At 54.5% G+C, this 15,174-nt stretch carries 10 protein-coding genes; 7 read left to right on the top strand and 3 right to left on the bottom strand.

Annotation, left to right across the window (positions count from 1 at the left end; translation table 11 throughout):
• The 3 genes from AWB72_RS28030 to AWB72_RS28780 all read left to right on the top strand — a co-directional run.
• Positions 1–1,066: IS91 family transposase (locus AWB72_RS28030; RefSeq protein WP_087129164.1), on the top strand; the 1,066-nt coding region annotated here is incomplete at its 5' end.
• Between the two features lie 635 nt (positions 1,067–1,701).
• The gene (locus AWB72_RS28785) at positions 1,702–3,369 is read left to right on the top strand and encodes a hypothetical protein (RefSeq protein WP_143754724.1); all 1,668 of its coding nucleotides are present in this window, start codon (positions 1,702–1,704) and stop codon (positions 3,367–3,369) included.
• A complete protein-coding gene (locus AWB72_RS28780) occupies positions 3,366–5,219 on the top strand; it encodes a hypothetical protein (RefSeq protein WP_143754723.1) in 1,854 nt (617 codons plus the stop codon). Before AWB72_RS28785 ends, AWB72_RS28780 begins: the two co-directional genes overlap by 4 nt.
• A 318-nt stretch (positions 5,220–5,537) precedes the next feature.
• Here the strand turns inward: AWB72_RS28780 and AWB72_RS28015 are convergent, their stop codons facing one another.
• Positions 5,538–6,557, bottom strand: coding sequence for an IS110 family RNA-guided transposase (locus AWB72_RS28015; protein ID WP_087129158.1), 1,020 nt, complete (start codon positions 6,555–6,557; stop codon positions 5,538–5,540).
• A gap of 612 nt (positions 6,558–7,169) precedes the next feature.
• Here AWB72_RS28015 and AWB72_RS28010 point away from each other — a divergent pair.
• The 3 genes from AWB72_RS28010 to AWB72_RS28000 all read left to right on the top strand — a co-directional run bounded on the left by AWB72_RS28010 (position 7,170) and on the right by AWB72_RS28000 (position 10,863).
• Complete coding sequence (locus AWB72_RS28010) at positions 7,170–8,162, top strand: hypothetical protein (protein ID WP_143754722.1); 993 nt, start codon at positions 7,170–7,172, stop codon at positions 8,160–8,162.
• A 98-nt stretch (positions 8,163–8,260) separates the two neighbouring features.
• Entirely contained in the window at positions 8,261–9,313 is a 1,053-nt protein-coding gene (locus AWB72_RS28005) for a hypothetical protein (RefSeq protein WP_143754721.1), read from the top strand.
• 2 nt (positions 9,314–9,315) lie between these two features.
• Positions 9,316–10,863 (top strand): pre-toxin TG domain-containing protein, encoded by a 1,548-nt coding sequence (locus tag AWB72_RS28000; RefSeq protein WP_159459421.1) that lies wholly within the window; start codon positions 9,316–9,318, stop codon positions 10,861–10,863.
• A gap of 362 nt (positions 10,864–11,225) precedes the next feature.
• On the opposite strand, the gene AWB72_RS27995 is transcribed toward AWB72_RS28000, so the two are convergent.
• Positions 11,226–11,561 carry a hypothetical protein gene (locus AWB72_RS27995; protein WP_087129153.1) on the bottom strand — a complete coding sequence of 112 codons (336 nt, stop codon included), beginning with the start codon at positions 11,559–11,561 and terminating at the stop codon, positions 11,226–11,228.
• 515 nt (positions 11,562–12,076) lie between these two features.
• Positions 12,077–13,237, bottom strand: a complete 1,161-nt coding sequence (locus AWB72_RS27990) for an IS30 family transposase (RefSeq protein ID WP_087129152.1) — start codon at positions 13,235–13,237, stop codon at positions 12,077–12,079.
• Positions 13,238–13,601: 364 nt separating this feature from the next.
• On the opposite strand from AWB72_RS27990, the gene AWB72_RS28775 reads away from it, so the two are divergent.
• The gene (locus AWB72_RS28775) at positions 13,602–14,633 is read left to right on the top strand and encodes a hypothetical protein (protein ID WP_159459420.1); all 1,032 of its coding nucleotides are present in this window, start codon (positions 13,602–13,604) and stop codon (positions 14,631–14,633) included.
• Positions 14,634–15,174: the final 541 nt, after the last annotated feature.

Here is a 15,174-nt window from a genome sequence, read left to right as displayed (position 1 = left end):
CCGCACAGCGGCACTGGGCGGACATGTGCTGCGCTGTTTAGGCTGTGCAAAGACAGAAGTGTCCTTCAACTCCTGTCGTGACCGGCATTGCCCGAAGTGCCAGGCCAGCGCCGCACACCGCTGGCTCGAGGCGCGCCAGGCCGATCTGCTGCCCGTCGAGTACTTCCACGTCGTCTTCACGCTGCCCGCGCCAATCAGCGCGATCGCCTGGTACAACAAGCGGGTCATCTACGGGCTGCTGTTCGACATCGCCGCCGACACGCTGCGCACGATCGCCGAGGATCCCAGGCATCTGGGCGCCCAGATCGGCGCCACGCTTGTGCTGCACACCTGGGGATCGGCACTCACGCATCACCCGCATGTGCACGGCATCGTCCCCGGTGGCGGACTGTCGCCTGACGGTGAGCGCTGGATTGCGTGCCGGCCCGGCTTCTTCCTGCCCGTGCGCGTGCTCTCACGCCTGTTCCGCCGGCGCTTCCTCGAAGCGCTCAAAGTGGCCCACCGGCATGGCCAGCTGCAGTTCTTCGGCGAGTACACCGGGCTCGCTGATTCCACCACCTTTGCCCGGTGGCTTGCGCCGCTGCGTAGCTGTGAATGGGTGGTCTACGCCAAGCGCCCGTTCGCCGGACCGAAGGCGGTGCTCGAGTACCTCTCACGCTATACGCACCGCGTCGCCATCTCAAACCAGCGCCTGATCGCCTTCGATGAGCGTGGCGTGACGTTCCGCTGGAAGGATTACCGGGCGAAGGGACGCACCCGATACAAGACTATGACGTTGGAGGCCGGCGAATTCATGCGCCGCTTCCTGCTCCACGTGCTGCCCGGTGGCTTCCATCGGATCCGGCACTACGGACTACTCGCCAACCCGGTGCGCCGCGCCAATCTCGCGAAGGTGCGCGATCTGCTGCACGTCACGCCTGAGCTCAGCCCGTCACCGCACGACACCGTCATCGAGACCCGGCCCGTCTTCATCTGCCGGCACTGCGGCGCACCGATGATCGTCATCGAGATCCTCGCGCGCAGCGCCCCAATCCGCGCACCGCCGATGTGCCGGGGGCAAACATGAGCACAACGGTTCCCCGATGTCTGAACCGACCGTCGGCTTTGCGGCAACTCGCGGCTTACGAGCGGACGGTTGCGCCTGGCGCTTCGCAAAGCGCCTCCCGCGTCTGCTTCACCATCGTGATTGCACGACAGCACCGCCTTGCTATGGCATCAGCGCCCGTCCAACATCCCGCCTGTCCGCAGCGCATCCGACATCGCTGAGCATCCTGACCTATCAATCGCCATAGCGGCGAGTTCCGATCACACCGGAGCACTCCGCGGTTTCCTCCATCGGGTTTATTCGACGCCTGCCAGCACGCGCGGAAGCATTCACATGCCTGCGGCCGATGGCAGGCATCGAATAAACCTAAACGGCTAGGGCCGACCGCATTGGACAGCACGCGGGCCATCAAGCGTCATTCGCCCGCGCCGTCGTTCGCACAATCAGACGTCGGCTCCGCGTTCGGAAGCTGCCACTAACTAAAGAGCTCCCCAGCATCCCAGACCGTCTATTCTCAAATCACTGCCCTAACAACGCTGTCCCATCCAGCCATAGGGAAGTAAAAGACTGAGCTATCTGGACGGGTCTGCATGACTTCGCAGGTCTAAGCGAAGAAAAATCACTCGTCATAACGTCGGCGTTTTAGGAGACACAACATGAAGAGATTTTCAAACGCCCTCTTTTGTACGGCGTTAGCGGGCTTCTCGTGGGTACTGTCGGCTATTGCGGGCGCTGAACGTCCCGTAGACAACACCACAAGGCTTCTTGAAAATACCTGCTTCAAGGTGTTTAACTCCGAAGCGGTGTCTGCTATATACACCGATTGCATCCCAATAAAGATAGAAAAAATTGCGCGATCCGTACAAAATTCCAAAGCGACGGGTAGGCGGCTTAACAGAGACACGGTAGTAATTAAATTGCCGTTAAACGAAGCACGGTTGCTACTTTGTTCCAAGGGGAGCAGCTTCATTGAGCTTAACGGGGTGAGGGGTTCGATAGTCGCTAAGGTCAAGTCGTTAAGCGGCACAGAAATCTTGGGCGATTTGCTAACCCATGAAACTAGCTTTTCGGGCATCCCTTTAGCAGGCTCAACGCTCAACACGGATATCGGATCGTTGTCTCCAACCATCAATAATCTTCCAACGCTAATCAGGACGTTGGCGTCCACCGGTGAGAACTCTCTCCACATAAAAATTGGTGGCGGCGAGCTGAATAATCAAAAGGTCGTTTTCTCTGCGAACAAAGAGGTTGCATTTAGCACCACGATCTCTGCATCGGGAGTCGATTTGAACTTAAACACATCTCAGTGCGCGTGGAGGGTAATGTCTTATGCCGGAACGGCCTTTTCAACGGAACCGTTCGAGATACTTGACGTAGCATTTCGGAGTGACGATATTGAATTTTCGGCCGAAAAAATGAGCTTTAATAAAATACAGATGGCCCGTACGACCGATGGAGATCTTCAAACCAGTAGAATGACATTGCTAACGCCAAATTTTGAAGGTCTGTCCTCGCCGCAATTATTAAAGCCGATACAAGCTCCGATTCTTGCAGACAAGCTGTCATCCGAGCGCATGATTTTCCAGCTGAACACTTACCCGGACAGAGCGGAAATAGATCCAAAATCTATCGACGGTTGGAATCTAGATATATCGCCGGCAAACCTGATAAATCGTCTAAATTCAGACTCCGCTAACGCAGGACTGGTGCCCTTCAAGGTTGAGGGAAAAACATATTTAATCCAGCTCACGCAGCTTAAAAACTTCTACCTTACACTCGGGTATTTAAATCGAACCAATGGATACTCGCACTTCGAACTTACATCTAGCGGATTATTGATATCTTTGAAGGAAATGGACTCAAAGCACAGCTCAGATAAAAATATGGCGTTGCGCCAAAGTATTTTTGTTACCGAAAAGCCTATCGTAAATCTGAAAAATCAGAAACGCGCTCAAGATCATCTGGCCGCGACACTCTTGAGCCTGTTACACCTCCCTGAGCATTCGGTCACTCAGCAGTTTCAGCGGTATGCCCTAAATGTTTCGCTAGATCCTTTCTTCGGTGATCCCTCAAACTGGGTTTCGTTGATTGGGATCGTATCGTCAGAGAACGACTACGGCGTTGTCGCATTTTATCAAACGGTACTGGCGGAATGGGGATTTCCGTTTATTGACAGGGCGCTTATTGACTCCGGAAAATATTTCGCGCCGTCTGATCCTGCGATCGATGGGTTTATGGACATTCACAGAACAGACTATACGGATTCGCTAGCGTCAAGGTCGATGCGGACCTTCAAAGGCTTTAGTGAGGGAGCGAACAAATGAACGTTATCTCTAGGTTCTCCCGGTCTCTTTGCGTTGTCTGTGCTCTGGCTTATGCCGCTTCCGGTGCAACAACAGCCAGCGTAAATCAGGTGTATGTTCTACACGTAGGCGCAATCCCTTACTCATCCGAGTCGTCCGGACATGCGTTTATTTGGATTACGACCAAGCAGGGAGATAAAATTTTGAAGACAGAAGCATGGGGATTTTATCCGAAACCCACGCCATCAACTGAAGCCGGCTCCGACAATTTTGGTACTCAGTTACTTAAGGCTTTAAGCACCGAGGGTGCGTTGCTGGAAGACTTTGAATACGTCAAGCGTCCGAATCTAAGCACGATTTTGTCTGACGAGCAGTATAAAAACGTCGAGTCGGTAATTGAAGCGTATAGAGCGAACGCAAAATACACCTATTTTGTTCGGAACTGCGCGGCATTCGCCCGGGATGTCGCTGTGGCGGGAGGCTTGAATGCCCCAGATAGCTCGTTCACAAGACCAAATCAATGGTATGCGAATTTCGTAAAGGCGAATTATGACAAGCTTATATATCGCCCATCCGACCTGGGGACCGGGTCTCCGCGTACCTACGTGTTGAGTGAGGAGGCGGAAAGCCTGAGGAAAATGCTCGATGGCCTTGAGCAGATGGACCTCACGAAGCAGATCGTAATCAAACAAAATACGTGGATACCGTGGCAAAATAAGAAAATCGAAGACTTCAAAGTGAACTCGTCGGAACTAGACGCAAAGCGGAAATCAGTTCTGGCTGCAGTCGTGAAGCATAATAATGACATAAATCAAATAGAGGTCGCAGACGCTGAACGAAACAAGGCGTCGGGCAGTGAGTTTGAAAGAGCAGTTGGTTCAAGTGGGGGTCTTCCACAACACATAAGTCTGTCAACCAGCGATGCCTTGGGAGGCGGCGGAGCGGGCGCAATCAGGAGCGGGTCATGTGATGTCGACGGTTGTATGTCATATGGCGCGAGGGAACGGGTTGGTAATCAATCTCCGTTGATTGCAAACGAGAGTATGCCGCTAGGCACACCTCTCGATTCGGGGGCTCCGCTTAACCCGTCGTCCCTAGGGGTGGCGCCTTCAGTGGCGCAATCGCCAGATGCCGAAGTTTTTGTCACTAACCCTGATAACAGTGTTGCGGGTGAAGTCAATATGATCGATATTGGAGTCGTTTCTGCATCGCAGTCGTGGGAGAAACGTTTTGTCGTTCATAATACCGGCGGCACAGCCGTTGCATTATCCTATTTCAAGAGAGGCTCCAAGATTTCCGTTTCTTGGGAGGATGTAAAAGGAGACGCGAAAGTTTCTTTCCCAACTAATACTATAGTCTTGGATCCGCAGGCGTTGGGTAATCTGAAGGTATCTTTTGTTCCCGGTGATCAAACGACCCAAGATTCGAACTTATTTTGGCTGTCCCAAAATGGGGAACGCTCGAAGATATTTTTGTTCGATTATTTGATCGTTGCCAATGAAATCGTCTCGACGCAATTAAAAATGTTGGTGACGAGCGGCGTTGGATCGAATTTCAGCGATGAATACGAGTTGTGCACGGGTCCCTATCCTTTCGGGTATCACCTTCTGTCATCCAGCCGAGCGGTTCATTCCAGTACTCAGGATAGGACGTGTGGAAACGAAGCAACGGGTGAGACGGGTGATTACGCGAGATGTAGCAAGGCAATTCTCGATCCTGACAAAGGGGTTTGTTACCACTACCGGATTCAGGGCGAGGAAGCAGCAACAGGTAAGCATCCTCAGTCTGCAATCCATCTCGACATAATTATGGATGCAGTATTTAAGTTAAATGAATCAGTTGCGTCTTATCATAAGCTGAGTATCTTCTGATTGATTTTCGCGGCACAAAGTCGTAGACCGTATTAGATCTGTCTACATGAACGCCCCCCTTTGCGCCAGGTCTCCGAGGTTTTGATGAACAGGATGGGCTGCAGCTCTACATCCGGCCTCGTTGCAGCCTGATTCGCTGCGGGCCCCTATGAAATCCGCTGACTCACGCCTCATTCACCTCGCGAGCTTGTTAGGCTCAGACAGATTTTCAGGCTTCGTGAGTCCCAGGTCCTACCTGTCTTGTCATCACACTCGAATGCCGCCGCAACTTTTGACGTTCCATCCCTTTGAGCACAACCTTCAACTGGACCAGCGAAATCAAGCACGTTTAACGCTTTCGTAGCCCTTCAGGTAGGGCCGTTGATGCGCCAGCATTGCCCAGATAATTCGGGCAAGTTTGTTGGCCATCGCCACGATGACTACGTTCAACGGACGCCGCTCTTTCATCTGCGTTACCCATGGACCTGGCTCCTTCACGCGATAGACGATGCTCCGAGCGCCGTGGACGAGCAAAGTTCTGAGATAGGTGTCACCTCGCTTACTTATTCCCTGCAACTCGACTTTTCCGCCAGAACCCGTCTGTTTCGGTACGAGACCGAGCCACGCAGCGAACTCGCGGCCGGATTTGAACGCCTTGGCATGCCCCATCGTAGCCACCGCCGCGGTCGCTGTTAGCAAGCCAACGCCCGGAATCGCCGCAATTGCTTTGGCAGACGGATCATCCTTCATCCACGCGTGCAAACGGCGCTCGATCTCGCAGATCTGCCGGTCCAGGACATCGAGACCTCTCCATTGTTCACGCAGCGTCTCGATCAGTATCGCTGGCAAGCGTCCCGACAATCTTTCCAGAACTCCCACGATCGATTTGTCCAGCGCGGCCCGACCGACGCCCATCACCTCACCGTATTCAGTGAGCAATCCACGGAGGCTGTTGATCTGCATCGTGCGGAACTTCACTAGTTGCTGCCGCATGCGATGCAAAGCGAGCACTGCCTGCTGGGCCTCCGTCTTTACAGCAACTTCCTTGCTCGCCATCTGCGTCGCCATCCAGATTGCGCGCGCATCGGCCGCGTCGTTCTTGTTTCGGATGTTGAACGCCTTGACGAATTTCGCTGGCATCAACTTCACCTGGTGGCCCATTTCGATTAATCGCCGCGCCCAGTGCTGGGATCCACTGCAGGATTCCATCCCGATGAGACAAGGCTTGCGATTCGCGAAATATTCGAGAAACACCGCCCGTTTGATAGGTCTGTTGACGATCTCTCCGGTTTCCGGATCCACCCAATGCACCTGCATTACGTTTTTTGCGATGTCCACACCCACGATCGTATGCGTCATGTTGGAACCTCCGGCTCAGTAGACCGATATGATCACCGATTTCTTTTCGGTAGCGGCCGCCGGCCACTGACGTGTTGCCGACGCGGGGTGGAGGGCGTTCATATCATTCACCGTTGCGACAGTAAATGTGTCACTTGGGGACTACGCGATGCTCCGACGTCTATAGAGCCTTGTTGGGCAAGGGTTTCGACGACGCGAAATAAAAGTGTCATTGGCTAGGCCGAGTGGACTCTCGCTCCGCTACGCATGCCGCCGAAGGCCCCCGTCGGGCGGCTCGCGGCCAAATGCAGTCATACGCCATGGGCCAGCAGTCGGACGTTCAATCGTCGGTTCGCTCACCATACCCGCCGTTGCAGCACTGGGGAGCGCAACAACGACCTTCGACTCCGTCCAACCTACCGCCGGAGCCAGCGGAGGCAGTTCAACGAGTTATCGCGGACATCCTTCTTTTTTCCGCGGAAGAAGGGTAAACGGCCGACCATTAAGCCGAAATCGTTAGGCGCGGTGCTTTTACCTTCCGGAGCCGTTCAGAAACACCTACATTATTCTCGTAGGGACTCTTCGATCACGCGAATGGTTGTTCTGCTCCGAGTACTAGTGGAGGGGAAGCAAATGGGAACGTCTCGCGAATGTCTCAAGGTGTTTGCCGTCGGACTGTTCACCGCGCTTTTCAGTCAGCAAGCCGGGAGCTGGGACATCGGCCAAGCGTGGACTCAATTGGTGGATGCCGCTTCGGATGTGGCGACTCTGGGTCAACATGGACGCGATCGCGATCGTGAGCGTGCCGAGCAACAACTGCGCGAAGCAGAGCAAGCGCGCGCAGCTGCCGAAGTCCAACGCAGATTGCAGATCGAAGCTCTGACGAAAGATGTCGAGCTATTGAGAAACGTAACAAAATCGTTCGAAAGCACCGAATCTGCGATCAACCGTATCCTAGCGTTGCAGTCTGCCATATTGGATGTTGCTTCTCAGGAGCAAGACACTCGAAACCATTCGATGGCTGTCCTGGAGAAAGTACGTGACTTCCTGCGACACGACAACAATGATTTTCTACAGTTGGTGCAAGCGCTTAACTCGACGCAGTTCTTAAGTAATGCCGACTTAAAAAGAGCTTTCAACGGTCAAAGCACAGATCCGAAAGTGCTTGAAACGATCAAAGACAGTGAATCAAAAACAGCGTCTGCCTTACAGAGCCAAATAACGTTGATGCAGCAGTCCAAGCTAACTGAGCAGTCTTACGTCGAGACGGCGATTAGTGACTTAAAATCGTCTCAGTTAACGCAACTGATTGGAATGGTTTCTGAGTCTAAGGCCAGACTTGAAACGCTCCGCAACGAGGTATCGAGCGAGCGGACAAATTACCGTGGGCAGCTAAACGCCCAGGTTGATGCGCTTGCTACACTTTCCGGGACCGACATTAATGCGTTGAAGGCGAAATACGAGGCTGACTTGATGCCTAACTCGATCGCTGATGTAGTCAATGCAGCGAGCAAATCGGCCAACGAAGTGGTGGTTCAAGTGTCGAGGGATCTTAATGGAACACCGCAGGTTCAAAAGGTGTGTCTCTCATTCGCCCTCGGGTGCTTTGACGCGCCGCGAAGATGAGTTCCGTGTCGTCCGTTTGTGCTGGCTGCTTACTCGTCCTTGCTAGCGCCGGAGCGGTAGCGGGACCAGACGAGGACATGATCGCTCGGCAAGTCGCAATGAAATCGGCCGAGGCCTATGCGAAGGACCGCGTTGCGAACTATGTTAACCAGAACGTCGCGTCGACGGCCGTTCCATCCGGGGTAGGAACGACTGTCTTTGCTACGATTGATCTCGGCACTGCCGCGTACGACTTCTCACGTTCGGAGAACGATAAACAAAGAGCATACGCGGGAAGTCGCGCAGCGCTAGCGGCTTATGCATTGCTTGGAGGGCCTGCAGCTCCGGTTTTAGCCGCCGTTCTACTCGTCGCTTCGGTTGTCGAGGCAGGATTGGCGGCCCGTCAGCAGGCCGAAATGCTAAAGATTTATAAACAAATCGAAGAGGACTACACGCGCGTAATCGAGATCGACCGCCTAATGGTACAAGCCGACGCGATCCAATATCGACAACTTGTCGCTACCGCGACTGGTGCACTGGCGGAATACGCTACAAACATCAACGGGTATAAACGGAATTGTGGCAGTGAATCTGGCGTTGCGACGCTGGCCGAGTTGGATAACTGCGTAGCTATGTTGGGCAAAGCGTTGTTCGCCGCACGGCTATTTGTTAGAACGGCGGATGTCATAAAAGGATGGCAAGAGCGAAATGAAGGTACGTTTGCAAAAGTGAACAGTGCTCTTGGAATAAACCTGGGCTTTCTACTCGACGCTCGAGCGTCAGCAGATAGTTTCACTTCAAAAGTTGAGCCGGAATTCGACAAGATATTGTCTAGTTTTACTCAGATTGCCGCTAAGCTCATCGTAGATGGAGCATTGCAAAAGCCCGGCCTGACGACCGCCGAATGGGTCCAGATGGATTGCATCGATGAAGCGATGAGCCATGCGCGGGCTGGCACTGACATCCTCGTGCGCGGCATGGTGCTAGGGGCCCGTATTACAAAGCTTGAAGTCAATGCCTATCTGCGTGGGGTGGCAACGTTCCGAAAGTCAATATGCCAGAAAGTTGCAAAAGCAGGTCTTCCCGCTGAACACGCGGAGATATTGACATCCTGGATGAAAATCGTCGCTTCGACGAGCCAGCGTGTGCGCATAACCTTTCCTAACAAATGATCATGCTTTTAGATCAATTCGTCAGGTTAGTTTCGCTGGTCGCAGAAGTATCATTCGCGATGCTTTTGGGAATTTCGGCGTGCAATGGGCAGAATTTGCCACCTACCAATTCCCTGTCGCCTACTGCCGAGTTTGTTGATTTGGGAGCAGGTCGGCTCGATCAGCTCAATCAGCTAACACGCGGCGCGATTGTGCAGTTCAAGTCATTCGATGGAAGTACCCTCCAAGGAGTTTTCGTCGAAAAGATCCCCGGAGAAGGTGACGCTCCGGACCGGTTCATGTTAGAGGGCGTAGTGCAGGTCGATCCACAGACTGGCCGTCCCAGTAGTTCCGTCGCGCCGTCTGGCGGCGCGGATGGACGATCTAGCGCAGATAGTACAGCGGGTAACGGGCAAACCGCTTTGACCACAAGCAATGGCATCGGTGCCGCAGCGTCTGCTGGCATCTCGACATTGTCGGGATATTTAGCGGTCCCCCCGACTCTCAGGCGCGAACTTGAGCAACGTGCTGGCGCTCTACAGGAAGCGATAAATCAGCGGACGGTGGCCTTGTCCCTGTACAACACAACACTTGCCTCAGAGGTGGGTGGCGCGCAAGCCGCCCTCGACGTATTACGTGGCACGGCTGCGCGCGCTGACTTCACACAACCGTCAAACGTCAACATTCGTTACTCCGGCATACCAGACTTCGGAACGGCTCCATGGGCGCTTCGGCGTAGCTTAGAATCATCGTACGTTTCTTTGACGAAACTTCCCGTACCCTCTGTCGCGCATGCAGAGGTACGCGCGACAGGCATCCACGCAATTTCACTCGCTCAGTCGGAGATTAAGAATGGCTTACTAAATGAGGCGTGGTCATCCGCGCGGATCGCTGAGGCCGCTGCATTTGTTTTGAGAAATGCCGGGGATCTGGCAATCAGCCTTAATCCCATGACAGCGATCGCGCGCGACGCAACCGAGTTGATAACCGGGCGCGACCTTTTCTCTGGAGAGCGACTTACCGACGGCGAGATGTACATGCGAGGAATATCGCTGGGCGTCGGTCTGGTTACGGCAGGACTTGGTTCTACTGTGGGCCAAGCGGTGAGGCGAATTGCGCCGACTATAGAGTCTGCCCAAGACGTTCGGAAGTTGTTCGACGTGACCTTGGAGATCGGATCGCATTCCCGTGCGCGATGGTCCCGTGCAGACAAAGTATTGAAGCGGATAACTGGCGGAAGCGATGCAGAGATTCGCGATCTGGCTTACGATGCCCTTATGAAAGGGAAGGCGTTTTGGGATAACAAGCATGGAACGCTAGCTTTCTTCCTTAAGGAACAGGAAGCCTATCTTCAGGTGGTCCTCGACGTCGAAAAAGGTAAGGTAGTGACGTTTGTGGAGCGTGGTCTCAACTATGACCTTGAGGCCGCATTCCGCTCGGACCAAGGGTTGGCAAGGCGCTTTATACCGCTAGATGAGGTTCCTTTGCAGACCAGCCGCGACGCTTCCGGATCCATCAAGCTATTCTTACCCGGCTCGCGGTCTCCGTCGGGCACGGTCCATGGAGAATGACTTGTCGAGCGATTTCAACGCCATCACGCCTGATTGTTTGCTTCATATGCCGATTGCCTATCCCGGAATTTCTTCTTGATCCACTTTCGCGCATTAGAAGTGTTTAAGCTGACAACTGATAAGTTAATGGGATTGCCAACGTCCCACGCTGACGATGCGCTAGCCAGCGTCCTGAGGACCGCGATCATTATGGCACTCAGAACACCGGCGAAGCCCACGCTCCAGTTTGTCGGATCTGCCGGAAACATGTCATCGTCGATCTACTTTTGTTTGAGGGGCATTCGGCGGAAAATCGTCGCGCATCGGCGAACAGGTCGTTGCTTTCCTCGCACGTTAGGCTTTTTCGGTCGTCGGCAGCAGAATCATCGCAAGCGCCTTATCAGCGCACTTCCCAGCTTTACTCCCGCGTCCGATAACTTATCTAGCGGGTTCGCTCGGCAGTAGTTATCTACCCACGCCATGATCGATGGAGCGTCCACGGGTGAAAGAAGATCGATGTTGGTCGTCGCTCTTGCCATACAGGTCATGTAGCCCATAAACCATCCTTGCGCGGCGCCCTGTTCAAATGCGTTCGAGGAACGAATCAACCACTGCCCGCATGATCTGTCGCCAGACGTCTTATAGGCGTCGGCCTGACTGGGAATCAGCGAGAACAAGACCATTGCCGCGACCAGCGCGACTTTTCCTCGATCGCCCATAGGTTTCCCCAAAACTAATTCTTACGGCTTGCCGGAGATAGATTCAATCCGGAGCGCGGGGCGAGGCCGAGGGGATGTCTCGGTCCTAAGACGAGCCACGGAACAATAACTCCGATGCAGGGCCTAGGAAACGATGGCGACGAGCAATATCCGCACTGTCAGATCGGAAGCCTCGTTAAACCTCAGAATTGCTCGAAACGCGCGGACTGACCGTCCAATGGGTTTCGAACCAAACCGGCCGTTCGAGTCGCCGTCGTCTAATTACGGCCGGTGGCAGAAACTGGCCGATTGGGTGAGGTAGCCGCTTTAAGCGAGTCCATTTCCGACTCGTTCGATCCGACTGACTGACCGCTTAGGAGACGGCCGTCCGACCGAAGGGGGTCGCCCACGGAAGTCGGCAGGCGGCTCTGCGACGCGCGATCAACGGCGAGCGACGAACTGCTGGGATCGGCCATGAGGGGACACCCGAACAGTGCGTCAGCGCGACATCCGAGTGACAGCTCCGATTGGCGGATTCAACCGGTCGATGCAATAGCTTGATGGAATCGTTCAGCTGGTGTCTCGTAATCTAGCGTCTTTCTCGGGCGCTCGTTCAACCTCCTCGCCACGGCATTGAGTTTGGCTTGCGAATAAACCGACAGATCGATGCCCTTCGGGAAGTACTGTCGTAATAGCCCGTTCGTGTTCTCATTGGAGCCGCGTTGCCACGGATGCTTGGGGTCACAGAAATACACCGTGATGTCAGTGGCAATGGTGAACCGTTTGTGTCCCGCCATCTCAGTGCCGCGATCCCAGGTAAGCGATTTGTAGAGTTCTTGCGGAAGCTTGCCGGCGTGTTTGATGAGCGCGTTGGCCACCGTCTCACTATCCTTGCTGTCCACCTTGACCAACATGACATAGCGTGTGTGTCGCTCTACAAGCGTTGCGATCTGGCTGTTACCGCTGCCGCACAGGAGGTCGCCTTCCCAGTGCCCCGGAACGGCGCGGTCCTCAACGGTAGCGGGACGTTCACTGATCGAAACAGCATCGCGGATACGACCGTGATCTTCCGTCTTCTGTGTGTGATGACGTGAGCGACGCATAGCGCGAGTGCGCCGCAGGTGCTCCAGCAGCTCTTTTTTCAGCGCGCCGCGTGCTTGAATAAAAAGCGTCCGATAGATCGTTTCGTGAGACACGTGGAGACCCTCGTTAGCCGGCCATGTTCGCTTTAGCCATCCAGCGATCTGCTGCGGCGCCCATTCCAGTTGCAGCTTCGCCGCCACGACTCTTGCCAGCGCCGGTTTCGCGACCAGTTTGCACGCCTTCGGGCGCAGCGCCCGCTGCCAGGCAAGCTCATCGGCGGAGTCGGCCCGATAGCCTTTCTCGCCGCTGTTGCGCTTGACCTCACGGCAGATCGTAGATGGCGCTCGCGACAGGCGCCGTGCGATCGATTGGATCGATTCATCCGCTGCGAGGCCTCTTGAGATTTCCTCGCGCTCGGCAAGCGTGAGCGACTGCCTCGATCGCCGTCGCGCTGGAGGCTGGATTCCTCCAGTTTGCGCCAATATGCCCGCCACGGACGAATGGTTACGATCGAACATCTGCGCAATATGCTGCAGTGACTCGCCCGCGCGCCAGCGCTCCCACATCAGCGCCTTCTGACTCTCACTGTAATAGATCCGGCGTCTCTGTTTCATCGCAACACTCCCGCCGCTTACATAGCGTTATTGTGTTGCATCGACCGGTTGAATCCGCCTTGCTAATCCGTCGTTCGATCGTTGAAGGCCACTATTCCTCTCTCCGGACGAAATGTGCGGAAGCACACATCCAATCAAAGCGAGAGCATAGCTACTACAGTTTATAGTCTAGGATTTTTCGAAACCCTTACGAATAATGGGACGGTGGTAAGTGTCATCTTGGGCTCCTGTCTTTTTGAATCCGACTGGGTAAGGAACTCCGCAGTCGCCACAGCGGCTGACTTCCGACACTTTTGAAGGGCATGCCGGAATTTTGGTGTCAGTCAATCTCTAAACCGGCGCCGGTAGTCTAGGAGACGATATTGTGGGTAATTCGCAGCGGTCAGCGAGCCTAGTGGTTGCATCTATTCTCGTGCCTTTCTTCGTGGGGTGTGCAGGGGTGAAAGCGGTCTCCGAGCAGAAGCATGAATTGAGCAATGTCCCGGCGGGTAAGTTCAACGTTGTCTTATACAACAGCCCGCCAAATGCAAAGCCAATCATCCTTCCAGGCGTATCACCTCCGGACCAGGAAAGGCAACTGAGAATTGCAGAAGCTGCGTGTGGCTCAGCGTCGCCGGTGGCCAAGCCGCCGCCAATCGGAAAGCCTGGTCTTTTCATCGCGCCAGTTGTCGGTATTCTCGTTGTAGCGGGGCTTTCGGTCGCTGTCAGTGAGGCAGAGGCTAAATACTCTGCATTCGTTGATAAGAGACAAGCCGAATTCAAGAAGACGTTTGATCGATCTTTCAATGTCGATTACTTGTTAGTCGACGAGTTGCCAACTTTTAATTGCATTGTTGCATCTATAGCTACGAAAGCAGCGCCAACCGAGAGCGATTTAGACTTCGTATTCGGTGCCGTGTTGAGGTCTTCGGTTAACACCCATCCAGTTGCGTATCAGTGGGTACCGACCTACTTCGAACTGAAACGAAGCAGCGCAAGAACGGACGCGTCTGGTGCCGTTGATATCTCCGTCGAGATCGCTATCGATGGTGCAACGTCGAAGGGAAACCAGACGTTGTCCGACGTAACGCTTGCCCTGAAAGGCCTGTGTCTTCCAAACGGCGACGCATGCGACTCTGGCAATATTGGAACCTGGCAAGAAGGCCAGCCATCGAAAGATCCTCTCGGCGTTGGCTACGCTTCGCCGTGGTTCACCCTTCAGCGAAGCGTCGACGGACCGCAGACGCTGAAACCGTGCTCAGGTAACTGCACACCCGGTTCTTTCCGAGTCACGGTCGTCGAGACAGGAACTGGAGCGGCTGACTACGGCGCGGCTAAAACCGGTCTAGCAAATACCGATAAGGCTTTGTCTGACGCAATCGGAAAAATCATTGACCTGAAGACACCAAAAAACTGATTTCGCGGGTTAGCCCCGTGGACCTCCCGCGAAGACAAAGGCAAGGCCGAGTTCTGGAGTCCGATGACTGCCCAGCGCTTAATACGAGTCATCGACTCCGTGCACTATGACCGCCCGTAGCGGGTCGGCCGGGGCGGACCGCATTGGGCAGCACGCGGCCAACACGCGACGTTCGCCGTCGGTAAGACTGTGTCATTCAGACGACCGCTTGGCCTGCAATGGCGATCGCCCGCAGACAATTTTCTTCACTCGCCGACTTTTCTGTCACTGTTAGACTTCCTCGTACTTGACGCTGCGCCACACGCGCTCGACGAACACGTTATCGCGCCAGGTCCTCGGTTCCTTTGCCTGTATTATCGCTGGCTAAGCCCCGGGCGTTCCACCTATCCCGCTGTCCGAATTCGCGCGGCCACCTCTGACCTTGTTCCAAGTCCGAAGAGTCGTTTGTCATGAGAGGGATAAAAGTAAGCGGTCCATCTCCGACGTCTGGCAGTGAGCGACAGTAGCGAGGACCATAGGTGTCCACCTATCTTGAGGTGGA

It is taken from the genome of Caballeronia concitans (genome assembly GCF_001544615.1).
Classification (GTDB): Bacteria; Pseudomonadota; Gammaproteobacteria; order Burkholderiales; family Burkholderiaceae; genus Caballeronia; species Caballeronia concitans.
Note: the sequence above shows the minus strand (reverse complement) of the source record. Positions and strands in the feature narration are given on the sequence as shown.

Bases quoted from the DNA above. Each gene is read 5' to 3' on its own strand.
- AWB72_RS28785 (WP_143754724.1), top strand. From the start codon at position 1,702: ATGAAGAGATTTTCAAACGCCCTCTTTTGTACGGCGTTAGCGGGCTTC.
- AWB72_RS28780 (WP_143754723.1), top strand. From the start codon at position 3,366: ATGAACGTTATCTCTAGGTTCTCCCGGTCTCTTTGCGTTGTCTGTGCT.
- AWB72_RS28015 (WP_087129158.1), bottom strand. From the start codon at position 6,557: ATGACGCATACGATCGTGGGTGTGGACATCGCAAAAAACGTAATGCAG.
- AWB72_RS28010 (WP_143754722.1), top strand. From the start codon at position 7,170: ATGGGAACGTCTCGCGAATGTCTCAAGGTGTTTGCCGTCGGACTGTTC.
- AWB72_RS28005 (WP_143754721.1), top strand. From the start codon at position 8,261: ATGAAATCGGCCGAGGCCTATGCGAAGGACCGCGTTGCGAACTATGTT.
- AWB72_RS28000 (WP_159459421.1), top strand. From the start codon at position 9,316: ATGCTTTTAGATCAATTCGTCAGGTTAGTTTCGCTGGTCGCAGAAGTA.
- AWB72_RS27995 (WP_087129153.1), bottom strand. From the start codon at position 11,561: ATGGGCGATCGAGGAAAAGTCGCGCTGGTCGCGGCAATGGTCTTGTTC.
- AWB72_RS27990 (WP_087129152.1), bottom strand. From the start codon at position 13,237: ATGAAACAGAGACGCCGGATCTATTACAGTGAGAGTCAGAAGGCGCTG.